This is a genomic window from Ruegeria sp. G10, from assembly GCF_056533645.1.
Genome location: NZ_JBQFOQ010000001.1, coordinates 652,358 through 675,592, shown reverse-complemented (window position 1 = coordinate 675,592; position 23,235 = coordinate 652,358). Strand labels below are relative to the sequence as shown.

General features: G+C 58.4%; 22 protein-coding genes, 1 tRNA gene and 1 pseudogene. 12 read left to right on the top strand and 12 right to left on the bottom strand.

Annotated elements, in window-relative coordinates; genetic code table 11:
- Positions 1 to 113: 113 nt before the first annotated feature.
- A complete protein-coding gene (pyk, locus tag ACR0KM_RS03330) occupies positions 114 to 1,559 on the bottom strand; it encodes a pyruvate kinase (protein ID WP_480819158.1) in 1,446 nt (481 codons plus the stop codon).
- A 118-nt stretch (positions 1,560 to 1,677) separates the two neighbouring features.
- Between pyk and ACR0KM_RS03325 the strand changes: the two genes are divergently transcribed.
- The 3 genes from ACR0KM_RS03325 to ACR0KM_RS03315 all read left to right on the top strand — a co-directional run bounded on the left by ACR0KM_RS03325 (position 1,678) and on the right by ACR0KM_RS03315 (position 4,012).
- On the top strand, positions 1,678 to 2,415 hold the full coding sequence (locus tag ACR0KM_RS03325) for an N-formylglutamate amidohydrolase (protein WP_480856600.1): 738 nt from the start codon (positions 1,678 to 1,680) through the stop codon (positions 2,413 to 2,415).
- A 73-nt stretch (positions 2,416 to 2,488) separates the two neighbouring features.
- The gene (locus ACR0KM_RS03320; protein WP_480856602.1) at positions 2,489 to 2,803 is read left to right on the top strand and encodes a DUF1244 domain-containing protein; all 315 of its coding nucleotides are present in this window, start codon (positions 2,489 to 2,491) and stop codon (positions 2,801 to 2,803) included.
- Positions 2,804 to 2,893: 90 nt separating this feature from the next.
- Entirely contained in the window at positions 2,894 to 4,012 is a 1,119-nt protein-coding gene (locus ACR0KM_RS03315) for an ATP-binding protein (RefSeq protein WP_480856604.1), read from the top strand.
- Here ACR0KM_RS03315 and ACR0KM_RS03310 read toward each other — a convergent pair.
- The 3 genes from ACR0KM_RS03310 to dgcN all read right to left on the bottom strand — a co-directional run bounded on the left by ACR0KM_RS03310 (position 4,009) and on the right by dgcN (position 6,935).
- Positions 4,009 to 4,869: a D-amino-acid transaminase gene (locus ACR0KM_RS03310; RefSeq protein WP_480856606.1), complete on the bottom strand. Its 861-nt coding sequence runs from the start codon at positions 4,867 to 4,869 to the stop codon at positions 4,009 to 4,011. The genes ACR0KM_RS03315 and ACR0KM_RS03310 overlap by 4 nt on opposite strands.
- 10 nt (positions 4,870 to 4,879) lie before the next feature.
- Positions 4,880 to 5,845, bottom strand: coding sequence for an N-acetyl-D-Glu racemase DgcA (gene dgcA, locus ACR0KM_RS03305; protein WP_480856608.1), 966 nt, complete (start codon positions 5,843 to 5,845; stop codon positions 4,880 to 4,882).
- A gap of 88 nt (positions 5,846 to 5,933) precedes the next feature.
- Positions 5,934 to 6,935: an N-acetyltransferase DgcN gene (gene dgcN, locus ACR0KM_RS03300; protein ID WP_480856610.1), complete on the bottom strand. Its 1,002-nt coding sequence runs from the start codon at positions 6,933 to 6,935 to the stop codon at positions 5,934 to 5,936.
- Between the two features lie 294 nt (positions 6,936 to 7,229).
- Here dgcN and ACR0KM_RS03295 point away from each other — a divergent pair, with 294 nt between their 5' ends.
- The gene (locus ACR0KM_RS03295; RefSeq protein ID WP_480856612.1) at positions 7,230 to 8,192 is read left to right on the top strand and encodes an L-malyl-CoA/beta-methylmalyl-CoA lyase; all 963 of its coding nucleotides are present in this window, start codon (positions 7,230 to 7,232) and stop codon (positions 8,190 to 8,192) included.
- A 49-nt stretch (positions 8,193 to 8,241) separates the two neighbouring features.
- On the opposite strand, the gene ACR0KM_RS03290 is transcribed toward ACR0KM_RS03295, so the two are convergent.
- The gene (locus ACR0KM_RS03290) at positions 8,242 to 8,823 is read right to left on the bottom strand and encodes a PA14 domain-containing protein (RefSeq protein ID WP_480819167.1); all 582 of its coding nucleotides are present in this window, start codon (positions 8,821 to 8,823) and stop codon (positions 8,242 to 8,244) included.
- 115 nt (positions 8,824 to 8,938) lie between these two features.
- Positions 8,939 to 9,391 carry an Lrp/AsnC family transcriptional regulator gene (locus ACR0KM_RS03285; protein WP_480819168.1) on the bottom strand — a complete coding sequence of 151 codons (453 nt, stop codon included), beginning with the start codon at positions 9,389 to 9,391 and terminating at the stop codon, positions 8,939 to 8,941.
- A gap of 73 nt (positions 9,392 to 9,464) precedes the next feature.
- Here ACR0KM_RS03285 and ACR0KM_RS03280 point away from each other — a divergent pair, with 73 nt between their 5' ends.
- Positions 9,465 to 10,058 (top strand): LysE family translocator, encoded by a 594-nt coding sequence (locus ACR0KM_RS03280; RefSeq protein ID WP_480819169.1) that lies wholly within the window; start codon positions 9,465 to 9,467, stop codon positions 10,056 to 10,058.
- Positions 10,059 to 10,270: 212 nt separating this feature from the next.
- Positions 10,271 to 11,233, top strand: a complete 963-nt coding sequence (locus tag ACR0KM_RS03275) for an acetyl-CoA carboxylase carboxyltransferase subunit alpha (protein WP_480856614.1) — start codon at positions 10,271 to 10,273, stop codon at positions 11,231 to 11,233.
- Between the two features lie 4 nt (positions 11,234 to 11,237).
- Here the strand turns inward: ACR0KM_RS03275 and ACR0KM_RS03270 are convergent, their stop codons facing one another.
- From ACR0KM_RS03270 to ACR0KM_RS03260, 3 genes are all read right to left on the bottom strand, one after another.
- The gene (locus tag ACR0KM_RS03270; RefSeq protein ID WP_480856616.1) at positions 11,238 to 12,368 is read right to left on the bottom strand and encodes a lytic murein transglycosylase; all 1,131 of its coding nucleotides are present in this window, start codon (positions 12,366 to 12,368) and stop codon (positions 11,238 to 11,240) included.
- A 112-nt stretch (positions 12,369 to 12,480) separates the two neighbouring features.
- The gene (locus ACR0KM_RS03265; protein WP_480819172.1) at positions 12,481 to 13,128 is read right to left on the bottom strand and encodes a GntR family transcriptional regulator; all 648 of its coding nucleotides are present in this window, start codon (positions 13,126 to 13,128) and stop codon (positions 12,481 to 12,483) included.
- A gap of 30 nt (positions 13,129 to 13,158) precedes the next feature.
- The gene (locus ACR0KM_RS03260; RefSeq protein WP_480856618.1) at positions 13,159 to 13,851 is read right to left on the bottom strand and encodes a M48 family metallopeptidase; all 693 of its coding nucleotides are present in this window, start codon (positions 13,849 to 13,851) and stop codon (positions 13,159 to 13,161) included.
- 100 nt (positions 13,852 to 13,951) lie between these two features.
- Here ACR0KM_RS03260 and ACR0KM_RS03255 point away from each other — a divergent pair, with 100 nt between their 5' ends.
- From ACR0KM_RS03255 to ACR0KM_RS03245, 3 genes are all read left to right on the top strand, one after another.
- Positions 13,952 to 14,278 (top strand): TIGR02300 family protein, encoded by a 327-nt coding sequence (locus tag ACR0KM_RS03255; RefSeq protein WP_480532768.1) that lies wholly within the window; start codon positions 13,952 to 13,954, stop codon positions 14,276 to 14,278.
- A gap of 141 nt (positions 14,279 to 14,419) precedes the next feature.
- Positions 14,420 to 14,495, top strand: a tRNA-Ala gene (locus ACR0KM_RS03250).
- 1,000 nt (positions 14,496 to 15,495) lie between these two features.
- Positions 15,496 to 15,945, top strand: coding sequence for a hypothetical protein (locus ACR0KM_RS03245; protein WP_480856620.1), 450 nt, complete (start codon positions 15,496 to 15,498; stop codon positions 15,943 to 15,945).
- A 58-nt stretch (positions 15,946 to 16,003) separates the two neighbouring features.
- Here the strand turns inward: ACR0KM_RS03245 and ACR0KM_RS03240 are convergent.
- Together ACR0KM_RS03240 and ACR0KM_RS03235 are read right to left on the bottom strand one after the other, a co-directional pair.
- Positions 16,004 to 16,291, bottom strand: a pseudogene (locus tag ACR0KM_RS03240) (transposase domain-containing protein); the annotation flags it as partial.
- 920 nt (positions 16,292 to 17,211) lie between these two features.
- Positions 17,212 to 18,198: a hypothetical protein gene (locus tag ACR0KM_RS03235; RefSeq protein WP_480856622.1), complete on the bottom strand. Its 987-nt coding sequence runs from the start codon at positions 18,196 to 18,198 to the stop codon at positions 17,212 to 17,214.
- A gap of 255 nt (positions 18,199 to 18,453) precedes the next feature.
- Between ACR0KM_RS03235 and ACR0KM_RS03230 the strand changes: the two genes are divergently transcribed.
- Complete coding sequence (locus tag ACR0KM_RS03230; protein ID WP_480856624.1) at positions 18,454 to 18,705, top strand: hypothetical protein; 252 nt, start codon at positions 18,454 to 18,456, stop codon at positions 18,703 to 18,705.
- Between the two features lie 439 nt (positions 18,706 to 19,144).
- On the opposite strand, the gene ACR0KM_RS03225 is transcribed toward ACR0KM_RS03230, so the two are convergent.
- Positions 19,145 to 19,945, bottom strand: a complete 801-nt coding sequence (locus ACR0KM_RS03225) for a hypothetical protein (RefSeq protein WP_480856626.1) — start codon at positions 19,943 to 19,945, stop codon at positions 19,145 to 19,147.
- A gap of 165 nt (positions 19,946 to 20,110) precedes the next feature.
- On the opposite strand from ACR0KM_RS03225, the gene ACR0KM_RS03220 reads away from it, so the two are divergent.
- Positions 20,111 to 21,568, top strand: coding sequence for an amidase (locus tag ACR0KM_RS03220; protein WP_480856628.1), 1,458 nt, complete (start codon positions 20,111 to 20,113; stop codon positions 21,566 to 21,568).
- A 16-nt stretch (positions 21,569 to 21,584) separates the two neighbouring features.
- Complete coding sequence (locus tag ACR0KM_RS03215) at positions 21,585 to 23,159, top strand: ABC transporter substrate-binding protein (RefSeq protein ID WP_480856630.1); 1,575 nt, start codon at positions 21,585 to 21,587, stop codon at positions 23,157 to 23,159.
- Positions 23,160 to 23,235 lie beyond the last annotated feature (76 nt).

Below are 23,235 nucleotides of genomic sequence, written 5' to 3'. Positions count from 1 at the left end.
TGCAGGATACAACCGGCAAACACCTAACACCCTGTAAAACAAAGCAACTTTTTGCCTAAATTATAGGCAAGATGTAAGGTCTCAAGGTGAAATATCGCTGGCCGCGCCGTGTCTTAGCCCGGATCGGTGTTGTAGATCAGTCGCTCGTCACAGGGCGCAATACGCAGAATATTGGTCGTGCCGGGTACGTTGAAGGGCACACCGGCGGTGACCACGATCTGGTCGGCCTCGGATGCGAACCCGCCGGCCCGCGCGGCCCGCGCAGCGCTGACCACAGCGCCTTTGAATCGCTCCAACTCGGGCGTCATGACGCAATGGCATCCCCAGCTGAGGCACAGCCGGCGTGCCGTGCCGGTGGCGGGGGTCATGGCGATGATTGGCACGCCAGGACGTTCGCGCGCGGTCAGCAACGCAGTGGTGCCGCTTTGGGTGAAACAGCAGATCGCCTTGATGTCGGTTTTCTCGGCAATCTCACGCGCAGCAGCAACGATACCGTCCGCAATTGTGGTCCCCTTCGCCGTCCGCGAGGCGGCGATGATCTGGTCATAGGTCGGATCGGCCTCGACCTCGATGGCGACCTTGTTCATGGTCTGCACCGCCTCAACCGGATACGACCCGGCTGCGGATTCCGCGCTGAGCATGATGGCATCCGTCCCCTCGTAGATCGCGGTGGCGACGTCCGAGACCTCGGCCCGCGTGGGCATCGGGCTTTCGATCATGCTTTCCAGCATCTGGGTGGCGACGATGACGGGCTTCGCCGCGCCTCGACATTTGCGCACCAGACGTTTCTGGATCGGCGGCACCGCCGAGACGGGCAGTTCCACCCCAAGATCGCCACGCGCGACCATGATTCCGTCCGAGGCGTCAAGAATGTCGTCAAACGCTTCAACCGCCGCGGGCTTTTCAATCTTCGACAGAATCGACGCACGGCCATCCGCCAGCGCGCGCGCTTCAAACACATCTTTGGCCCGCTGCACAAAGCTGAGCGCCAGCCAGTCCACACCCAGCTGGCACACAAATTCCAGGTCATCGCGATCCTTGGCCGACAGCGCCGCCAGCGGCAGGACCACATCAGGCACGTTCACACCCTTGCGGTTGGAAATCGTTCCGCCAACCTCGACAGTGCAGTTGGCGAAGTCCTGACCGCAATCCTGCACGATCAGGCGGATCTTGCCGTCATTGACCAGCAGCCGCGCGCCCACTTCCAGCGCGGCAAAAATTTCAGGGTGGGGCAGGCATACACGCCCCGCGTCCCCTGGCGCTGGATCAAGGTCCAGCCGGAAGGCCGCGCCTTCCGCGAGTTCCTCGGCGTCGTTGGCGAACACGCCGACGCGCAGCTTGGGGCCTTGCAGGTCGGCCAGAATCGCGATCGGGCTGTCCAGATCCTTTTCGACCTGCCGAATGATACGGTGGCGTTCACGAATCTCGTCATGGCTGCCATGGCTCATGTTCAGGCGGAATACATCCGCCCCGGCCTCGTGCAGGGCGCGGATCATGTCATAGTCATTGGACGCCGGTCCCAGCGTCGCGACGATTTTCACATTTCTCAGGCGTCGCATTTGTCGGGCTCTCCTCAAACGTCCGTATGTTATCGCAAACAGTTCTTTGCCTGCTTATTGCGCAATTCCCTTTCCGAGGCAACTGCCGTACACCTGCATCAAACAAGATGACAGGCTCATGACATACTCTCCGTTTTTCGTGCACGGCGCGGATCGCCCGTCGCGCTGGCTGATTACCTGCGATCACGCAACCAATATGGTGCCGCCCGACATCAACGGCGGCGATCTGGGCCTGCCGCGCGAGGATATGGAGCGTCACATTGCCTATGACGTCGGCGCTTATGAGGTCTCGAAACATCTGGGCGAGCTTCTGAACGCGCCGGTGATCGCGGCCAATTTCTCGCGTCTGGTGATCGATCCGAACCGGGGTGAGGATGACCCGACGCTGGTGATGAAGCTCTATGACGGCTCGATCATCCCCGGCAACCGTCATGCGGACGCGCCCGAGCGCGAACGCCGCCTGCAGATGTGCTATCGCCCTTATCACGAGGCGCTTGCGGAACTGGCGGCGCTGCCCCATGCGGTCATCATCTCGATGCACTCTTTCACGCGCCAATTGCGCGGACGCGAACCGCGCCCGTGGCATATCGGCGTGCTGCATACCCCGGACGAACGGTTCTCGCGCCCTTTGATCAACCGGCTGCAGGCCGAGGACGATCTCTGCGTCGGGGTCAACGAGCCCTATACCGGCGTCCTGCCCGGCGATGCGATCGACAAGCACTGCACCACGTTCGGGCGGCCCAATGCGCTGATCGAACTGCGCAACGATCTGATCGCGGATCATGACGGGCAACGGCACTGGGCCGAACGACTGGCCGTGATCCTGCAGGATGCGTTGTCCGACAGCGGGCTTTAGCGGCTTTTGTTGAAACATCGGGGGCGGGTTGCTACCTCAGACGGGAACACGCCCAACAAGCCGGAGCCCTGACATGGACAAGCAAACCGAAATCGAACTTCAGGCCGCCGCCTTCCGCCGGTTGCAAAAGCATCTGATGGAAGACCGCACCGATGTGCAGAATATCGATATGATGAATCTGGCCGGGTTCTGCCGCAACTGCCTGTCACGCTGGTATCAGGAAGCCGCCAGCGAAAAAGGCATCGAGATGGGCAAGGACGAGGCGCGGCAGGTTTTCTATGGCATGACCATGGATGAATGGAAGGCGAACTATCAGACCGACGCCAGCGCCGAGAAACAGGCCGCCTTCAAGGTCGCCTTCGAAGAGAATGTGGGGAAAGAGGGCTGATCCCCGAGTTCTCTTGACCGTTCCGGAAAGTATCCTAAAGTATTCCTCACAAGAATACTTCATCCCAATCCCGGGTAACACAGGATACCGATGAGCCAGGACCATCACATTCCGCGTCCCGACGAGGCCGCCCTGATCGCGGGCCTGCTCAACCCCGACCCGCTGGTGGGGGAGAGCGCCGGGCTGTTTCTGGCCGCCCCGCGCCGCACCGGCAAAAGCACCTTCCTGCGCCGCGATCTGACCCCGCTGCTCGAAGGTCAGGGGCGGTTCGTGATCTATGTCGACCTCTGGGCCGACCGCAGCAGCGATCCCGGCGCGCTGATCACCGCTCGTCTGGCCCGCGCGCTGCAGGAGTGCGACTCGCTGATTGTAAAGCTGCGCCGCAGGGTACCGTTCTCATCCATCGGGGCGCTGGGCTTTAGCGTGAACCTCAAGGCCGCCGGCGCGTGGGAGGGCACGATCCCAGACGCGCTGATGCTGCTGTGCGAGGCCACCGGCAAGGATGTGGTCCTGATCGTCGACGAAGCGCAGCAAAGCCTTGCGACCGAGGCGGGCCGGAATGCGATGTACGCGCTGAAGGCGGCGCGGGATGCGGTCAATCAGGCGGGGTTCGAGACGCGGCTATATCTGGTCATGACCGGCTCGCATCGCGACAAGCTGGCGGCTCTGATCCACAATCAGCAGGCCCCTTTCTTCGGCGCGCGTGTGCGCGATTTCCCGAAGCTGGGGCAAAGCTATACCGCCGCCCTGACCGAACGGATCAATGCACGGCTGGCCGAGGATGCACAGGTCTCGGCAGATACCATGGATGCGGTGTTCGAAGATCTGGGCCGCCGTCCCGAAATCCTGAACGACTGCCTGCGCGATCTCATTCTGGAAACCACCCCCGGCGATCAGGCGCTGCGCGCCATCGCCGACCGGAAGAAAGTTCAAATGCGCGAGGCGCTTCTGGCCGAGATCAGCACCCTGACCGACCTGCAACAGGCCATCCTGCGCAAGATGGCCGTGGATGGCATCGACTTCACACCGTTCACCGACGACACCCGGCAGGCATTGGCCGGTGACCGCAAACCCTATAGCAAGGGCGGCATCCAAAAGGCGCTGGACGTGCTGCGCGACAAGGGACTGGTCTGGCGGCCCAGCTTCGGCAGCTATGTGCTGGAAAACGCCGACCTCGCGCAGGCGCTGCGCGAAGAGGCGCGGAGTTAGACCGCCGCTTTCAGGCTTTCTTCCAGATAAATCTCGCGCAGGCGCTTGGCGATGGGGCCGGGCGTACCTGCGCCCAGCGTCTCGCCGTCAATCTCGACCACCGGCATCACAAAGGTCGAGGCCGAGGTGACAAAGGCCTCATCCGCCTCTTTCGCCTCATCGATGGTGAACAGCCGTTCCTCAACCACCATCTGCGCCTCGGCCGCCATCCGCAGCACCGCCTTGCGGGTGATGCCGTGCAGAATCTCATTTGACAGCGGGCGGGTGACGATCTTGCCGTCCTTCACGAAATAAGCGTTGTTCGAGGTGCCTTCGGTCACATAGCCATCCTCGATCATCCACGCGTCATCTGCGCCCGCCTTCTTGGCCATCATCTTACCGAGCGAAGGATAAAGCAGCTGCGTTGTCTTGATATCGCGGCGACCCCAGCGGATATCGTCGATCGAAATGACGCTGATCCCCTTCTGCGCCGCCGGGCTGTTGGCCAGGCCGGGCTTGTTCTGCGTGAACAGCACCAGCGTCGGCTTGACGTCATCTGCCGGAAAGACGAAATCCCGATCCCCATCGCTGCCGCGCGTGACCTGCAAATACACCATGCCCTCGTCGATTTCGTTCAGCTCGACCAGCTTGCGATGAATGTTCAGCAGCTCATCCTTACTGCAGGGCGCCGCCATATCCAATTCGTCCAGCGACCGTTTCAGACGCACCGCGTGGCCGTCAAAGTCGATCAGCTTGCCGCCCAGAACGCTGGTCACCTCATAAACGGCATCCGCCATCAGAAAGCCCCGGTCAAAGATCGAAACCTTGGCCTCGGTCTCGGGCAGGTAGTCTCCATTCACGTAAACGGTGCGGGTCATGTTTGTCTCCTCAACCCCAGAGCTCCACCTCAGGCGGATGCACCCCGGCGTCATCAAAAATCAGCGGTGTAGTGCGGTCTTCGGCCAGAAGAAGCGGCCCGTCAAGGTCCGTTACCATGGCCCCCTGCGCCAACAGCGTCGCCGGAGCCATCGCCAGAGAGCTTCCGACCATGCATCCGACCATCACCCGATACCCCTCGGCCAGCGCGGCGCTGCGCAACTCCAACGCTTCGGTCAGCCCCCCGGTTTTGTCCAGCTTGATGTTGACGACATCATATTTGCCCTTCAACGCGGGCAGGCTGGACCGGTCATGACAGGATTCGTCCGCGCAGACAGGCACAGGCCGCTCCATCCCGATAAGCGCGTCATCATCTCCGGCAGGCAGCGGCTGTTCGACCAGCGCCACGCCCAACCGCACCAGATGCGGGGCGAGGTCGGCATAAACCTCGGCGCTCCAGCCCTCATTGGCGTCCACGATGATCCGGGCATTCGGGGCCCCCGCGCGCACGGCTTCAAGCCGCGGCATGTCATCGGGCGTGCCCAGCTTGATCTTCAGCAGAGGCCGATGCGCGTTCTGCGCCGCCTGCGCCTGCATTGCCTCGGGCGTGTCCAACGACAGGGTATAGGCCGTGATCTCAGGCCCCGGCACCGGCAGCCCGGCCAGATTCCACACCCGCTTGCCCGACCGCTTCGCCTCAAGATCCCACAACGCACAATCCACCGCATTGCGCGCGGCACCGGCAGGCAACAGGTCCATCAGCGATTGGCGCGAAAACACCTCGGGCAGAGCTGCAATCTCGGCCTCAACCGAGGCTAAGGTCTCATCGTAACGCGCATATGGCACGCATTCGCCCCATCCCTGATGCGCCCCGTCGGTGATCCGTACGGTCAGTACCTGCGCCTCGGTCCGGGACCCGCGCGAGATGGTGAACACCTGCGCCAGCCGAAACACATCACGAGAGACTTCAACCTGCACGCGCCCGCTCCTTCATCTTTTCCCAAATACTCCCGCCGGAGGCAGAGATTTTTCGACGAAAAATCTCCCCCCGCACAGACCGTTCAAATCATATCGCAGCCAGCGCGTCGACCAGCTTGCCCGAGCCAAAGCGGAACGGATCGGTTGCAGGCAGGCCCATATCGGTCTCGATCTGCGCCAGATATGCCACAGCGTCTTCTTCGCTCATATGCTGGGTATTCACCGACACGCCCACAACCTGACAATCCGGATTGGCGACCCGCGCCAATGTCAGTGCCATATCGCGCAAGGCCTCCAGCGAGGGCTGCTGATATCCGGGCAAACCCCGCATATGCGTGCGCGTGGGCTCATGCGACAGGATCAATGCGTCGGGCTGCCCGCCATGGATCAGCGCCATGGTTACCCCCGAATAAGAGACGTGAAACAGTGACCCCTGACCCTCGATCAGGTCCCAGTGATCGTCGTCATTGTCCGGGGTCAGCCATTCGACCGAGCCGGCCATGAAATCCGCGACGACGGCATCCAGGGGCACCCCGTCGCCGGTGATCAGAATACCGGTCTGACCGGTGGCCCGGAAGGTGGATTTCATGCCGCGCTTACGCATCTCGGCATCCATCGCCATCGCGGTGTACATCTTACCAACCGAGCAATCCGTCCCCACCGCAAGACACCGCTTACCGGTCCGTTTGACACCATTGGCAATTGGATAATCGACCTCGGGGACCCGCACATCATGCAGCTTGCGCCCGGTGGCCTCGGCCACGGCGACCAGATCGGGTTCATCACGCAGCAGGTTGTGCAGGCCCGAGGCCAGATCAAAGCCCTCTTCCAGCGCCATGACCAGAACCTTCTTCCACTCCTGGCTGATCACGCCGCCCCGGTTGGCCACGCCAATCACCAAGGTCTTGGCCCCGGCTTCGCGCGCTTCGACAAGTTCCATGTCTGTCAGACCAAGATCAGCTTTGCAGCCGTCCATGCGGTACTGGCCGACGGCATTCTCGGGCCGCCAGTCCTTGATGCCCACCGCAACCTTGGCAGCCAATTGGTCAGGCGCATCCCCCAAAAACAACAGGTATGGTGTTTCGATCATCGCGCAGCGCTCCTTTGCTTCCGCTCCAAACTAGAGAACCGATTTGACGAGCGTTTCTCAAACTCTTTCCGCAACTCTATCCTTGGCGCAAATATTTTGCGTGATGGGTAAGGAATCCGGGACGATCTTCGAAGTTTTCAAACTGATCAATCTTTGAGCACCATTTGCGAGCTCCTGATTTTCTGTGCTGCACACGCATTGCCGCAGCTGCACAATCGCGCTTGCGTGCGTCCGCGCAATTTAATATCTCATCACCAAGAACAAACGTAATTTCATTGCTCACGCGAGGTCCAGATGAGTTTCCGTATCCAACCTGCCGCTCCGGCGCGGCCCAACCGTTGCCAGCTGTTCGGGCCGGGCTCGAACACCAAACTGTTTCCCAAGATGGCGGCATCGGCGGCGGATGTGATCAACCTCGATCTTGAGGACTCGGTCGCGCCCTCGGACAAGGGTACCGCCCGCGCCAACGTCATCGAGGCGCTGAATACCGTGGATTGGGGCAGCAAATACATGTCAGTCCGTATCAACGGGCTGGATACGCCGTATTGGTACCGTGATGTGGTCGATGTACTGGAACAGGCGGGCGACCGGCTGGATCAGATCATGATTCCCAAAGTGGGCTGTGCTGCTGATGTCTATGCGGTCGATGCGCTGGTGACGGCGATCGAACGGGCCAAGGGCCGGAGCAAGCCGATCTCATTCGAAGTTATCATCGAATCCGCGGCAGGTCTGGCGCATGTCGAGGAGATTGCCGCCTCTTCACCGCGTCTGCAGGCCATGAGCTTGGGTGCCGCCGACTTCGCCGCGTCCATGGGGATGCAGACAACGGGCATCGGTGGAACGCAGGAAAACTACTACATGCTGCGCGAGGGGCAGAAGCACTGGTCCGACCCGTGGCATTGGGCGCAGGCTGCCATCGTCGCAGCTTGTCGGACCCATGGCGTGTTGCCGGTGGACGGCCCGTTCGGCGATTTCTCGGATGATGAGGGCTATATCGCACAGGCCAAACGCTCGGCCACGTTGGGCATGGTTGGCAAATGGGCGATCCATCCGAAACAGATTGCTTTGGCCAATCAAGTCTTCACCCCGTCGGACGAGGCAGTTTCGGAAGCCCGCGAAATTCTTGCCGCGATGGAGCAGGCCAAAGCCAATGGCGAAGGCGCGACCGTCTACAAAGGCCGTCTGGTCGATATCGCTTCGATCAAACAGGCCGAAGTGATTGTGGCGCAGGCAGAACTGATCGCAGCCGGAGGCTGAGCATAGAGCGGCGCCCGAAAGGGCGCCTCTTTTGGATTATGATCCGGCCTCAGCGACCAAAGGCATTATCTGGCGTCCAGGACAGTTTCTCGCCACTCTTGCCCCATTTCATCATCAAACACGACGTCGCGTACTTCTGATAATAGAAAATCTTGAGCTCATACCAGCCAGCCTGGGGGACTTCGACCTCAGTTCGCTGGTTGGCATTGCAGGGTTGACGACCGATCACTTTCCCGACCAGTTGACCCCCGATATATGCTTCGATGCCGTCGTTAGACCAGGTTTCAAGCTCATATACTCCAGGCGCATCAAATTTGATGTAGCCAGAGATATCGGCGGCGACGTTATAATGCTCGGTATGGGTCAAGACCGGGTCACCTTCGTCAGTATCCCGATAATCCAGCCCCTTTAGCGGCTTTCCGGCTTCCGAACCGTCCTGAAGCAGCGTTTTTGCTGCAGAGATACTGTTGATCCCCGCAGGCGGGGCACCGGCCCATGCGTATTTCACGTTCAGCCCTGCCTTGGGGCTGGGTTGCGGACTTGCGGGTTTCAATTTCAGCGGCTCCGACAAAGCCGCGCCGGCGATCAATGCGATCGCAGCGGCAAGCGCTCCGACTCGAACAAGTGTCATGGTTTCCTCCCAGTGTTTGGCCTTCGCGCGTTTGAACTTCGTCGGCAGGCCTTTTAGATGACACTATGATGTGAGTTTTAGCCCTGCAAGACAGTTAAAGATCACAATTCAGGCGTCATGCCCGCATGTCCTTGGGCGAACCCATCACGACATAGGATGTGATAGACGTGACATGCGGCAGGGTCCCCAGCACCTCGGTATGGAAGGTTTTATACGAGGGCAGATCGGCGCATTCCACGCGCAGCAGGTATTCAATTGTGCCAGTGATGTTGTGGCATTCCACCACTTCCGGCGCGCTTTGCAATGCCTTCTCAAAACCCTCCTGTGCGGCTTTGGTATGCTCTCCCAGACCGACCCCGATATAGGCCACAAAGCCGATCCCCAGCGCCGCGGGATCCAGGACCGCGCGGTAACCGGCGATCACGCCCGCACGCTCCAGCTCTTGCACCCGGCGCAGGCACGCGGATGGAGACAGCCCGATACGCTCGGCAAGGTCGAGATTGCTGATGCGCCCGTCATGAGAGAGTTCGCGCAATATCCGGCTGTTTATGTCATCTATTTTCGCCATTTATTGCGAGTTTATCCGGTTAACGCACTAATACGCAATTTCATTTGGCCAAAGCTGCGGGATTATCCACCGTATGACCTATGAGATCCTATTGGCGCTGATCACTTTTGCATTTGTCTCGTCGATCACGCCGGGACCCAATAACCTGATGCTGATGGCGTCGGGTGCGAATTTCGGGTTCCGCAGGACAATCCCTCATATGCTGGGAATCGGACTGGGGTTCACCTTCATGGTGCTGTTGGTCGGGGCCGGGTTGGTGCAGGTTTTCAACCGGTTTCCGCTCAGCTTCACATTGCTGAAGATCGCTTCGGTTGTGTACCTGCTGTATCTTGCCTGGAAGATCGCCCATGCCGCCCCCGCCGAGTCGGATGCGCAGCGCGGGACTCCGATGACGTTTCTGCAAGCTGCAGCCTTTCAATGGGTCAATCCCAAGGCGTGGGCGATGGCGCTTACGGCGACCACAGCTTACGCGCCGGGTCACACCGTGTTGGCGATCGTCTTCGTGGCGCTTGTATTTGGCGCGGTGAACTTACCATCGGTCAGTGTCTGGACGGTACTTGGCCAGCAAATGGCTCGGTTTTTAACAAATCCGAGGCGGTTGTTGGTGTTTAACTGGACGATGGCCGCCCTGTTGCTGGCTTCGCTCTATCCGGTGCTGTGGCCCTGAAAGCCTGCCCGGGCCTATGGGCCTTGAATGGTGCGTGGTCGGTCCTTCACGCGTTTGATCCGCTCGCAGCGCATTCCGCGTTACCTGGCTGTGGTTTCCTCTAGCGACGTTGGCAGTGTTTGCACTCCTATCCCCCGTCGAAGATCTTTGCCGAGTTGCATCCGCGCCGACCTTTAGTCATATAGCAGGGAACTTCCGCGTTGAGAGGCGTCATGACCCAGTATCTGGATTTCGAAAAACCGCTGGCCGAGATCGAAGGCAAGGCCGAGGAATTGCGCGCGCTGGCCCGCGCCAATGAAGAGATGGACGTGGCCGAAGAGGCCGCCGCGCTGGACGCCAAGGCCGCCAAGCTGCTGGACGAGCTGTATGCCGATCTGACCCCCTGGCGGAAATGTCAGGTGGCGCGCCACCCCGAACGCCCCCATTGCAACGATTATGTCGATGCGCTGTTCACCGAATTTACGCCTCTGGCCGGGGACCGGAACTTTGCCGACGATCTGGCGGTGATCGGCGGTCTGGCCCGGTTCAACGACCAGCCGGTGATGGTGATCGGCCATGAAAAGGGTTCGGACACCAAATCGCGGATCGAACGCAACTTCGGCATGGCTCGCCCCGAGGGCTATCGCAAGGCCGTGCGCCTGATGGAAATGGCGGGGCGCTTTGGCCTGCCGGTGATCACCCTGATCGACACCGCCGGGGCCTATCCCGGCAAAGGGGCCGAGGAACGCGGCCAATCCGAAGCAATTGCGCGGTCGACCGAGATGTGCCTGAAAATCGGCGTGCCTCTGGTGTCGGTGATCATCGGTGAAGGCGGCTCGGGCGGTGCGGTGGCATTCGCAACGGCGAACCGCGTGGCGATGCTGGAACATTCGGTCTATTCTGTGATCTCGCCCGAGGGCTGCGCCTCGATCCTGTGGAAGGATTCCGAGAAGATGCGTGAAGCCGCCGAGGCGCTGCGTCTGACCGCGCAGGACCTCTATAAACTGGGTGTCTGCGACCGGATCATCACCGAACCCAAAGGCGGCGCCCATCGTGACCGCCCTGCCACTGTTGAATCGGTACGCGCAGCCATCGCCGCCATGCTGAAAGAGCTGGACGGCAAGGATGCGGTGGCCCTGATCAAGGACCGCCGTCAGAAATTCCTCGATATCGGTTCCAAGGGTCTGGCGGCCTAAGCCGTCAGCCGCCCAGACGCCGCAGCAATTCAACCGATGGCGTGCCGGTCACGGCCATGCCATTGGCGCGCTGATAGCCGCTGATCGCGGCCTCGGACTTCTTGCCGATCACCCCGTCCGCACCCTGCGTGTCATACCCGGCGGCGGTCAGGCGGCGTTGCAACTCCTTGCGGTCTTCCAGCGTCAGCCCGTTCTCATCCGGCCCGAACGAGGCCTGAAACGGTGCGCCCCCGGCAATCCGGTCAGACAGGTGGCCGACACCAATCGCATAGCTGTCCGAGTTGTTGTACCGCTTGATCACCTGAAAATTGCGAAACACGGCAATGCGCGGCCCGGGCGTCTGCGGCTGGAGCACGGCGACCGGCGTGCCGCTGACCGTACCGGCCTCGCCCCCCCAAGGTTGCCCCCGCACCCAACCGGCGCGCGCCAGATAGGCCGCCGTTGACGCCAGCGAATCCGCCGGATCCTCGGACCAGATATCGCGCCGTCCGTCGCCGGTGAAATCCACCGCATAGGCCAGATACGAGGTCGGGATGAACTGCGTATGCCCCATGGCACCGGCCCAACTGCCGGTCATGTTGGCAGGGCTCGTGTCGCCCTCCTGAATAATCTTCAGCGCCGCCACCAGTTGCTTTTCAAAAAACGCCCCCCGCCGCCCGTCATAGGCCAGCGTCGATGTGGCCGAGATCACCGGCACATCCCCGCGCCGCGCGCCATACCGGCTTTCCAGCCCCCAGACGGCAACGACCACCTCTTTGTCGACGCCATACTGCGCCTCGATCTGCGACAGGGTACCTGCATGGCGCACCATCATCTGCTTGCCGGTGCTGATCCGCTCATCCGAGGCGGCAATGGCCAGATAATCCTCGAGCGAGCGTTTGAATTCGACCTGATTGCGATCGCGTTCGATCACGCCAGGCAGATAGCCCGCGCCCTGAAAGGCCCGATTGAGCGTAGACTGTGAAATGCCCTGAGACCCGGCGCGACTTTTGAAGCTGGCGACCCAGGCATCATACCCTGCGTTCGGGACGGTACGCATGCGGCTTGCGGGGGCGGAACTTGGCGTGCTGCCGCCAGAACAGGCAGCCAGCAGGCTTGCCCCAAGCCCGGCGGAAAATGTGCGACGATTGATCATGGTTGAAATCTGCTCTTGTTGTGATTTGCGAACAGATTACCCCAGCCGGGTCGCGCAGACCAGCGACGCGATACCCGAAATCAACAGGCTTGGCAGATGGGCAAAATGCCGCTCAGGTTACAAGCAGGCGCAGGCCTTGCGTCACATCTGAACGAACCGCCAGCCGCAAGCCCGGTTCATCCCCGGCCTTGAGGGCAGAGATAATCAGGCGGTGATGGTGCGGCGGCTCGGTGCGCCTGAGTTTGCCATAGAGCGCGCGCATCGTCGGGCCCAGCTGCAACCAGACAGTTTCTGCCATCGCCAACATCGCCGGGGCTTGTGCCCTTAGATACAGAGTGCGGTGAAACTCCAGATTGGCGCGGATATAGCCCACCGCATCGCGTTTCGTGACCATCTCGGCAACGCTCATGTTGATGCTTTGCAACCGGTCGATCAGTGCCATATGGGCGCGGGGCAGGGCGCGGCTGGCCAGCTCGACCTCAAGCAGTGCCCGCAGCGCCGCCAGTTCCTCGATCCGGTCTCGGCTGAGTTCGGGCGTCGAGACCCGCCCAGAGGTGGATAGCGATAGCGCGCCTTCCGCCGCTAGTCGCCGCACGGCTTCACGCGCAGGCGTCATCGAGACGCCGAATTCCTTGCCGATCCCGCGCAGGGTCAGCGCCTGACCGGGCGCGATTTCACCATGCATGATGCGGGATCGAAGGGCGCGATACACGCGATCATGAGTGGCAGTGTGCGAGTCGGCGGTGCGTGTGGTCAACATGGGCTTATGTGATCACAAATCCCGCGCAGGTCAACCGCTGGCCTCGAACCGGTAGCGGTGCAGCTGCGTTCCGTGCTCGCGCAGCCAGCGCCGTGGCGCTTTGTATGATCCATAGATGCGCTCAACCTGAGCCCAAAAGGCTGCCGAGTGGTTCATTTCGGCCAGATGTGCCACCTCATGCGCGGCCACATAGTGCAGCACATCGGGCGGTGCGAGGATCAGCCGCCACGAGAACATCAATCCCCCGGCAGAGGTGCAGGACCCCCAGCGCGAGCGCGTATCGCGCAGGGTCAGGGTATTGTACGGGCGGCCAAGCATCGCCGCATAGTCATCGCAGGCGCCGCTCAGCCGATCCCGGGCCAGCTCTTTCAGGAAACGTGCAAGACGGCGCGCTTCGGCCCCTTTGGGAACAGCAACCTCATCGCTGCTCAATTGAACCCGTCTGCCCGTAGCAGGGACGATTCGGCGTTCTATTCCCTCAATCGGAATCGTTTGTCCGAATTGCACAAACACGGTCTCTGGGCGATCGTCGAGATGCCCCCTGATCCAATCCTCTTTCTGCTGCGCGAAACTCAGCGCTTCGGCCTCGGCAACACCGGTCGGGTAGGTCAGCGTAACCCGCCCATCCAGTTGGGAAATCCGCAAACTGATCCGCCGCGCGCGCGCCGATTTGCGCAATGTCAGCGGCACCGGAGGCCGTCCCGGCAATGCGTGTCGCCCCATGGGCCGATCTCCTTCGCGCAAAGGCTTTGACAGTGCCTGCCGCATGTGGCAGGTGACCTGAATCATTGTTGAGATTCACCTGATATCAAGGGGATTTGATATGCCCAAGGAAGAATGGGGCGTAAAGCGTGTCTGCCCGACCACCGGCAAACGCTTTTACGACCTGAACAAGGACCCGATCGTCAGCCCCTACACGGGTGAGGTCGTGGAACTGGAAACCGGCAAAAGCCGGATGATCGCTGCTGATGCGGAAGATGCGGCCTCGGTCAAAGCGCGCGAAGCGTCCTCGGACGAAGATATCGTGCTGGACGATGACGACAATGTCGATGTCGAACTGGACGATGATCTGTTGGACGACGATGACGACGACGGCGACAACGTCTCGCTGGACGACATCAAGGATATGTCGTCGGAAGACGAGAACTGACAGGACCCGAGGCGGCCCTTGCCGCCTCGTCCCCCCCCTTGGGGCGCAGGCCGAAACTTTTTGCGCGTTTCGATTTTTAGGTCTTGCACTTGCTTGCTACGTCTCATAAACGTCCGTCCACCGCTGCGGCGGTACCTGAATGGGGCCTTAGCTCAGTTGGGAGAGCGCTTGCATGGCATGCAAGAGGTCAGGGGTTCGACTCCCCTAGGCTCCACCAAACAAACTCCCTAACATACTGATTTAAGACGATTATATCATCAGTTTCTGCGATCGATCCCCCCTTTTTTCACCCCTTGGGCCTTCGCTAAGTAATAGTAGTAGGACACGATTCCTGAGCGCACGCACAAATGTTTTCGTGCGACAATTCCCACCCACAGGCCATACCCCCTCAGGAAGGACCCGTGTTTCGAATCAAATATGATGAAGTAGAAATGCGCCCTCGGGGGAAGGATCATAAAACCCGAGAGCGCAGCCTGGCCAATCAGCCAGTACATGTTGGGCGGTATTCCTGACAACGATCCGCCCAACAATTCTTCAACCCATACCGAACCACGGTGCGTCCCAGCTCACGCGAATTAGACCGCGCGGCCGTCGCCTTCGCCCAGAAATTCGGCGCCTCACACTTCGCAGCCTCATGCTGTGACCGCTGGCCAGCTTTCGAGCCAAGAATCGATCTCAGCAAGAGCCCAGCGCTTGTAGCGGCCTATTTTCAATGGCTGGGGAAAACCTTCGGAGTACTGTAGCTCCTTCAATTGGTTTTCGCTGATCCCAAGGTAGTAACTCAATTGCCCGAGGGTGCAGGTAGGGGGTAGTTGATTGCGCATGGGCTTCCCTTTCACGCTTTTTGATGATTGGTTTTTTGATCGAGAGACCGTTGGCCCATATGGATCAGGCGACGTGCTACCTGAGATAAGGATAACTCCGCCCCCTCATCTCGGAGAATACGTTTTTGGGCGGCTTCCAGTGACTCACGTAGGTTTCCGTCTTTGTCGTATAGTCTAAGATCAGGCATTACGGTCTCCAAAGTAACGTTTCCATTCATCTCCGGGTTGGTCGGCAGCGGGTGTTCTTCGGAATGCGGCTAGATTTCGTTTCCCGATCTGAGCTTCGATTAGCTTTGCAGCGCGTGCGCACGTCAGCACGAGCAGTATTCTTACTCACAAATCCCCAGCTATGCGGGCGGTGGCAACTATTGGGATACGACGGGCGAGGCCCTTGTGCTTGATCTGGGAGAGGATCATTATCTTTTTGCATTGATCCCCAAAACCATCGCCGCGCGTAGTTTCGATAACGCCGGTCGACTGGCGAACTGGCGCAACAGCACATTCGGATTCTACCACGCTTTTCTGGGTTTGAAGTTTTTCACAAAGGGCGCAGTGCCCGTGTCTGAAAGTAGCATGCCCACGCTGGTTAGCTTTGTGGATATCAATGATCCTGCGACGGTGTTTTTGGTGGACCCCAATAACATGGCGGCCAGCTTGGGTGAGGGCTTTTCCCTTCAAAGCATGGATGTAGAAGTAACTTGGAGCCCAGTGACCGAAGGTGCGTTGGAGCAGGTATTGGGATGGTTGGGTGATGGCGTCACGCTGGAAAGTATCTGGAGTTCTCTCACACCGGGTCAACGTGATCTTCTTAGTAGTGTCAATTGGCGTAAGGGTATTGAATAACGATTGTTTCCGGCCTTCCTGGCGATGGATAGTACCCATTCTGCGAACCCGGTCTTTGCTATGGAGCGATTTGTTCAACGTAGTGCCACGGCATGAGCTCATGGAGGCGGTTGATTTTGTGATCCGCGATGCGCTCCAGAACCCAGGTCAGCCAGGCTTGTGGGTCGACGCCATTGAGTTTGGCGGTCTCAATCAGGGTGAAGGCAATGGCCATGGCTTTGCCGCCACCTTCTGATCCGGCGAACATCCAGTTCTTGCGCCCGATTGCGACGGGTTTGACGGCGCGTTCGGCAGCGTTGTTGTCCAAATCCAGGCAGCCCTGATCCAGATACTGGTGTAGCGACTTTGCGGGTGAAGCGCAGGACGTTCGAGGATTTGCTTATAGAGTGACTTAGTGAGAACTTTGGGGGAACCGATAGGGTTTCCTCGTTTTTTGTTTGTTGGTAAGTACTCCAACTACGTTGGGAAACCTCTAGCTTTCAGGCGTTTAGTGTATCACTATATCGGACAATGGATTTTACTAGTACATACTCTTGGCTCGGCATCCCTGACACCGTAGCAACGATATTGGTTTTGGTTTCGTTAAGTCTTGCCCTAGCGCCGTGGTTTAGTGGGACGGAATTGGGCCCTTTGAAACTCCCTCAACTCGGACGAAGGCAGAGTCTCTTTCTGAAGTACTGTGGCCCCCTCACCTTTGTCATGGCGATTGCCGGGTTTTTCCCGGCATGGTCATACACAAACCAGAGCAAAACAAATGAGGCTACAATCTCAATCGGAGATGGCATACAAGTCGAAATAAGCAACAAATCTGGCGAAGTGATAGTTGAGGTATACGTAACAGACCTTAATCAGGCAGAATGGTCAGTCAACCTACTTGATTGGGATGTAATTGAACCGAATAGTGAATTTGAGCTTCAACTACCTAGCGGTGAAATCAGTTACTGTAGAGCTGACCTACGTGCCGTATTAGGTAACGGACAGGTTGTTGAGATATATGATCACGACTTTTGCGGGATGCAATCGATAGTGATCAATTCCGCTAGTAGCGATTAGCCGCCCCACAAGTTTTGAGTTTGTTTACCTGCTACCGTTTCGGCAACGGGATGAACTCCTGATCATCACCGGGCGGAAGATGAAACCGTGGGTTGTTACTGGTGAATGCTGGTGGGACATCTGTGCGGTTGAAGCGCAGGACGTTCGAGGATTTGCTGAAAGAGTGACCTGGAGAATTAGGAGGGGCCTAACGGTTCCCTCCTTTTCTCGTGGTTAGTTCTCGTCTGTGGTATCGGGTTCAGTAGCAGCTTTAGTAATGTTGAGTATAGCCGATTGAACGGAACGGAGGTGCATCTCTATGTCAGCACTTGTCAAAGCTAACTGCCTACCCAGAGCGATGTCCTCACCAGTTTGTGCCAAGTAATGTTCATCGACAACACCCCTGTTGTGGACGAAAAGGTTGCGCTTCTGATTTAGCAACCATAGATCGCTACCCAGACTTCTTTGGATTTCTTCGTCGCTAAACAGCGCCTTCATCACTCCCTTGATCGCCTTGAGGTTATCAAGTCGTTTCCCATGGAAAAGCACCGATCCCATGGACTGCGAAAGGTTGAAACCGTGGTCGCCAATCGTCTGGAAATCCACCGTCTGTTTGCCGAAGAAATCACGTAAGTCTGGCGATGAAATGACCGGAGTCGCTCTTAATGGGTCTTGATTAATCCAATTGATAGAAAAAGATCGGGCGAAACTCTCGAACACAGTCCATGTGGAAATTAGAGTTTGGACAAGTTGCTCTCTAGCGGCGGCCTTAATCTCATCTGATTGCAAATGCTGAAACATTTCTAGAAGGGTGGCATTTCGTAGCGTCTCACTACCAAGTCTGCTTCCTACGAACTCGTCCATTTGTTGTTTCGCTTCTACCCAAGCCTTTTCTTCGTGCGCCTTCGTAAGGCCAGCGCCTGGGCTTACTTCCTTTAAGCTGCCAATGCGCTGTGCCATGTGCAAACGATCAAAGTGGCGCTCAAATATCGAGTGGTTAATGAGCCAGAAAGGAAGCGAAGCCGCACTGATAACGCTTCGCAGTCCCGCCTCTGCCGCTAAAATGCTATCTCGCCACGGCTCCCCACCTTGCGCGGCTGACGCCAGTGGCTCCAAAATTGGCTCAGGTGAAATCACCAAGAACTGTTCCAACACTGCATCAAGGACTTCTTGAGGTGGGTGAGGGATGGTGCCTTCATCAGTTTCCGCGTTTTCGGTCACTCACTGCCTCCCGTAGCAATTTATCTCAATAAAAATATGGTCAGCGACGTTCAATCTGTGGGGATATTAGGAAGACAAAACTGCCAAATATGCAAACTACTTAGCTCGGCGCTCGCCGTTAGCTATTGCGGCGTTTTGTGCGTACAAGTCGAACGGATTGCACTAGGTACTCAGGTGGTTGATACAGGCAATTGCAAGTGCAGGTTGTCGAGCTTCGCCTCGAGCGTGCGAGAAGTCGCAAATTGGGAAACAGGTATGACGTTTACAAAATTAGGTTCAGTTATCGCGTGGCTCTTGTTGGTACTCGGGGGATTTCGGGTGGTAGTTGGGTTTCTATTGGCATTTGGAGCAGAAGACAACGAAGCCGCAGCCCGACAAATTCTGGCCGCTGCAACCACAGGTGAGGCAATTAACGAAGGGATGATTGCTATCTTCGTTGGAGTAGCGTTGGGTATCTTGGTCGAGATCAGCAAGACGCTACGCGCAAAACAGGAAAGTGAACAGTGAGAAAGTCTCGGGTGGTTGGTGCTATCACAGGCGGGTTGATCGGCTTCTTGATAGGCGGTGGGACAGGTATCGTCGGAGGCCCGTTTGTGGCCGTTGCCGGGGTCTTCGTTTTTGCCGGGATCGGGGTCCTCTGGGGGCTAAGCGCCGGTCCTGATCTTACTGACAAGGTGAGAGCTTGGCGTTCCAGCAGATAAGCAGTGGTGATCGAATAGTGTTACAGTGGGTTGTTACAGCGCAAGATGAAGAGTATACGTAAGCCGCTGATTTAATTGAAACCTACCACCTCAGGATCGCATCCCCTAGGCTCCACCAAATCCCGCAATTTCATCCATCGCTCACAGCATCGCGCTCCGACAGGTTGTGCCGCTATCTGGCTTGTTTGTGAGAGGACGTGTGGCAAGGCCCTTCGTGCTTGTGTTGGGCTGAATACCCCCGGGCATCACATCGTTATAAAGCGATGCGCCGACTGTGCACCAAGATCAAGCGCGCTGAAGACGTCAGGTGGCACTGCCGGAGAACGGACGTCCAGATTACCGCACTTCTTCAATTCCTGTTTCATGTCGATCGACTTGCCCAGGTATTTCCAGGCCGCTCTTGATGCGAATGGCATGCGCCTGTGGCTTGCCGTGGTTCCGAAAGTCAGCCCGGTCAGCAGGTTCAATTCGTTGCGATAAGGTGCATAGAGGATCGTTTCGACAACCGAATCCCGTGTCAGCACTTCGAATTCGGAAATAAACAGATATCGCTCAAGATACGTCACCATACCCGAATATTTCGAAATCACGCGTTTGCCTCTGGCTGTCGGTCGGGAGCGTTCGATGGTTCGAGAAAACACGTAGCCGTCTTGTTCGTTCAGACGGACAAGACTGCAGAACACATTATCGGGGGATTCCGACGAGACAAAGTAACTGCGATAGTAGCCCGTGTATTTGCGCAACTGGCGTGGATTGCCGGGGAAAGCGCGCGCGATCAGAGCGTCGGCTTGCATTGGCAATTGCCGCAACGGCTCGTGATCCGAGTTCTGGTATTTGGCGGCGAACTGCGCAGGTTCAAGGAACAGATCATTGGCCGCGACGCGCAGATGTTTGGAAATGCGGTTCAGATTATAGGCCGAAGGAACAGAGGCGCCGCTGAGATACTTGTTGAACTGCTGCCGGTTAACCCCAATCGCGCGACAGATCTGCGATGTCGATTCGTGAAACCCACAGATATGGCGCAGGTTCTCTGCGAAGTTACTCATGGCCAGGCCCCGATCATCTGTTAGGTATAAACAAACTGCTGCAATCTATATGCTACTTTATGCGCTATGGCGCAATACCGCATAACAGGGTTTAAACTCAACAAATCGCCACCCCAATGAACAGCGGCTAGCCTGTCATTGGAAACAAACTGTTTGGGAACTGGTATGCAGCTGGAAGAATATAGCGGTTATGACGCGATTGGGCTTGCTGATCTGATCGCTCGTGGTGAGGTTTCGGCGCAAGAAGTGCAGCAAGCCGCGCGCGAAGGCCTGGAGCGGCTGAACCCGGCGCTGAATTTTGCGCCGCATATCATCCCCGGTCCCGAGGCGGGGCAACACCGTACAAGTGGCCCTTTTGACGGCGTACCATTTGCGTTGAAGAATCTCGATCATGGTTGGGCGGGGCTTCCCAGCTCGATGGGAAGTCGGATTGGGGTTGGATATCAAGTGCGCAAAGATTCGGCTTTTGCGTCGCGCCTCAGAGCCAGCGGTCTGAAACCGATCGCGATTACCGCTTCTTCAGAATTCGGGATCAATGGACTGACTGAACCTCTGTCGGATGGTCCCTGTCGCAATCCTTGGAACACCAATCTGTCGACCGGCGGATCAAGTGGTGGTGCGGCTGCGGCTGTGGCCGCGGGGGTCTTGCCCATGGCGCATGCAAGCGATGGCGGGGGGTCCATTCGGGTTCCGGCGGCATGGTGCGGGCTGGTGGGTTTGAAGCCGTCGCGCGGGCGCAATCCGCTGGGCGGTGCCCTGTCGACCGATGGCAGCAGTTGGATCAGTGCGCAGCACGTCGTTTCAAGAAGTTTGCGCGATACCGTTGCGGCCCTTGATGTCACCGCAGGTCCGGTGCCGGGTGACTACGTGCCGTTGCAATCGCCTGAACACAGCTTTGTGTCGCAGCTGTCGAAATCGCCTGGTAAGCTGCGGATTGCTGTTGCAATTGATCAGCCGGGCGGTCCGGCCGTGGACCCCGAATGCGCCGCCGCCGTGCGCAAGACGGCGAAGTTGCTGGAAGATCTGGGCCATGATGTGGAAGAGGCGTGCCCCCGGATGGACTATCCGCATGTGCGCGATCTGTGTTTCGAGCTGTTCCTGCCGGGTATGATCGAAGGGATCGAACGGATCAGCGATCAGACCGGCCTGCCGCTGGGTCCTGAGACGCTGGAGCCGCAGACTCTTGCAACGCTGGATGCAGGTCGCAGGATGTCCGCGCTGGCGTTCAAAAAACGGTTGACCGAGCTGTCGGCCCTGTCACGGATGATGGGGGCCTTCATGTCGCGGTACGACGTATTTCTGACACCGACCGTGACCCAGCAGGCGCCTGAACTGGGCCTGTATTCCGGCCATGTCTACAGCGACACCTCGACAGACTTCTGGAACCGCGAAATGGATCTATATGCCTTTTGTGCGATTTTCAGCATCTCGGGCCAACCGGCGTTGAGCCTGCCTTTGCACACGACCCGGGCCGGTCTGCCGATCGGCGTTCAATTGAGTGCCGCAATCAATGACGAGGCCACGCTGTTCCGTCTGGCGGCGCAGCTAGAGCAGGCCAATCCATGGTCTGAACGGCGGCCTGATATTCATGTTGCCCATCATAACGTAAATGAACCCGCCTGATACAGGAGAGCAAAAAATGTACCGTCCTTTGACTTCAGACCTTTCGCGTCGTCATTTCCTGCGAAACAGCCTGGCCACGGGGGTCATGGCCGCCGGCGCTGGCGCTTGGCCGGGTATCTCGCTTGCACAGGAAACGCCCAAGAAAGGCGGGACGCTCAAGATCGGGTCGCGCCATGGCTCATCGACGGATACAGTGGATCCGGCGCATCTGGAGAACGGATTTCAGACCGCTCTGACCCGAGCGTTCAGCGATACTTTGACCGAAGTGGATGCGGACGGGAACCTGATCGGGTCGTTGGCGACCAGTTGGGAGGCCTCTGCCGACGCGAAAGAATGGACATTCAATCTGCGTCAGGGCGTCGAATTCCACAACGGCAAGAGTTTCAAGGCCGAGGACGTGATTGCCTCGCTCAACTATCACCGCAGCGAGGATTCAACTTCGTCGGTCAGGCCGCTGATTGATCCGGTGAAAGAGATCATCAAACTGGATGATCACACGATCAGGTTCGTGCTGGAAAGCGGCAATGCAGATTTCCCGTTCAATCTGGACACGCCCGGCTTCATGATCCTGCCCGCTGAACCGGATGGCAGCATCAATTGGCGCGCGGGGATCGGTACCGGCGGATATATTCTTGAAGAATACAAGCCGGGCACATCGGCGACGCTGAACCGCAACCCCAACTACTGGAACCCGGATCGCGCCCATGCTGATCGCGTCGAGCTGTACACGATTGCGGACTCGACGGCGCGATCCAACGCTTTGTTGACCGGAACGGTTCAGGTGATCGATCAGGTGGCGCTGAAGACGGCGGATCGGTTGGCGAGCATTGCAGGTATCACAGTGGAAGAGACTTCTGGCCCACTGCACTACACCTTTGCGATGCTGACCAAGCAAGCGCCATTCGACGATGTTAACGTGCGGAAAGCGTTGAAACACGCGCTGGACCGTGAAGAGCTGCTGGACAAGGTTCTGCAAGGCCGCGGGACCATCGGCAATGACAACCCGATCGGACCATCCTATCGGTACCATGCATCGGATATCGAGCAAAACAGCTACGATCCCGACAAGGCTAAACACTATCTCAAGAAGTCCGGCCTTTCAGAGCTTGAGGTCAACCTGTCGGCGGCCGAAGCCGCGTTTGCCGGCGCGGTGGATGCGTCAACTCTGTATCAGGCGCGTGCGGCGGACGCGGGCATCAAAATCAACGTGGTGCGTGAGCCAAATGACGGATACTGGTCCGAAGTGTGGCTTAAGAAACCATTCTCGGCTGTCTATTGGGGCGGCTACGCCACCGAAGACACCATGTTCACCACCGGATATCACCCGACCTCGTCGTGGAACGATACCAACTGGGATCATGAGAAATTCAACGCGCTGCTGCTTGAGGCACGCGGAGAGTTGAACGAAGAACTCCGCCGCGAGATGTATCGCGATATGCAGATCATATTGCGCGACGAAGGGGGCACCGTCGTTCCGCTTTTCGCCAACAATGTGATGGCACGGAATGCCGATGTCGGGCATGGCAAGCTTTCCGCTGCAAGCTCGCTTGACGGGGCCCGCGTTGCTGAGCGTTGGTGGGTCAACACGTAACCGACGACAGGTGCGGGGGCGGCCTTTGCCCCCGCGCCGCTTGCCGTTTTGGCAAGCAAACCAGCGGTTTCAATGC

Coding starts and splice junctions, on each gene's coding strand:
- dgcN (WP_480856610.1), bottom strand. CDS start 6,935: ATGATCGAAACACCATACCTGTTGTTTTTGGGGGATGCGCCTGACCAA.
- ACR0KM_RS03290 (WP_480819167.1), bottom strand. CDS start 8,823: ATGACACTTGTTCGAGTCGGAGCGCTTGCCGCTGCGATCGCATTGATC.
- ACR0KM_RS03320 (WP_480856602.1), top strand. CDS start 2,489: ATGGACAAGCAAACCGAAATCGAACTTCAGGCCGCCGCCTTCCGCCGG.
- ACR0KM_RS03280 (WP_480819169.1), top strand. CDS start 9,465: ATGACCTATGAGATCCTATTGGCGCTGATCACTTTTGCATTTGTCTCG.
- ACR0KM_RS03275 (WP_480856614.1), top strand. CDS start 10,271: ATGACCCAGTATCTGGATTTCGAAAAACCGCTGGCCGAGATCGAAGGC.
- ACR0KM_RS03255 (WP_480532768.1), top strand. CDS start 13,952: ATGCCCAAGGAAGAATGGGGCGTAAAGCGTGTCTGCCCGACCACCGGC.
- ACR0KM_RS03220 (WP_480856628.1), top strand. CDS start 20,111: ATGCAGCTGGAAGAATATAGCGGTTATGACGCGATTGGGCTTGCTGAT.
- ACR0KM_RS03230 (WP_480856624.1), top strand. CDS start 18,454: ATGACGTTTACAAAATTAGGTTCAGTTATCGCGTGGCTCTTGTTGGTA.
- ACR0KM_RS03260 (WP_480856618.1), bottom strand. CDS start 13,851: ATGGGGCGACACGCATTGCCGGGACGGCCTCCGGTGCCGCTGACATTG.
- ACR0KM_RS03285 (WP_480819168.1), bottom strand. CDS start 9,391: ATGGCGAAAATAGATGACATAAACAGCCGGATATTGCGCGAACTCTCT.
- ACR0KM_RS03215 (WP_480856630.1), top strand. CDS start 21,585: ATGTACCGTCCTTTGACTTCAGACCTTTCGCGTCGTCATTTCCTGCGA.
- ACR0KM_RS03315 (WP_480856604.1), top strand. CDS start 2,894: ATGAGCCAGGACCATCACATTCCGCGTCCCGACGAGGCCGCCCTGATC.
- ACR0KM_RS03270 (WP_480856616.1), bottom strand. CDS start 12,368: ATGATCAATCGTCGCACATTTTCCGCCGGGCTTGGGGCAAGCCTGCTG.
- pyk (WP_480819158.1), bottom strand. CDS start 1,559: ATGCGACGCCTGAGAAATGTGAAAATCGTCGCGACGCTGGGACCGGCG.
- ACR0KM_RS03310 (WP_480856606.1), bottom strand. CDS start 4,869: ATGACCCGCACCGTTTACGTGAATGGAGACTACCTGCCCGAGACCGAG.
- ACR0KM_RS03265 (WP_480819172.1), bottom strand. CDS start 13,128: ATGTTGACCACACGCACCGCCGACTCGCACACTGCCACTCATGATCGC.
- ACR0KM_RS03295 (WP_480856612.1), top strand. CDS start 7,230: ATGAGTTTCCGTATCCAACCTGCCGCTCCGGCGCGGCCCAACCGTTGC.
- ACR0KM_RS03225 (WP_480856626.1), bottom strand. CDS start 19,945: ATGAGTAACTTCGCAGAGAACCTGCGCCATATCTGTGGGTTTCACGAA.
- ACR0KM_RS03325 (WP_480856600.1), top strand. CDS start 1,678: ATGACATACTCTCCGTTTTTCGTGCACGGCGCGGATCGCCCGTCGCGC.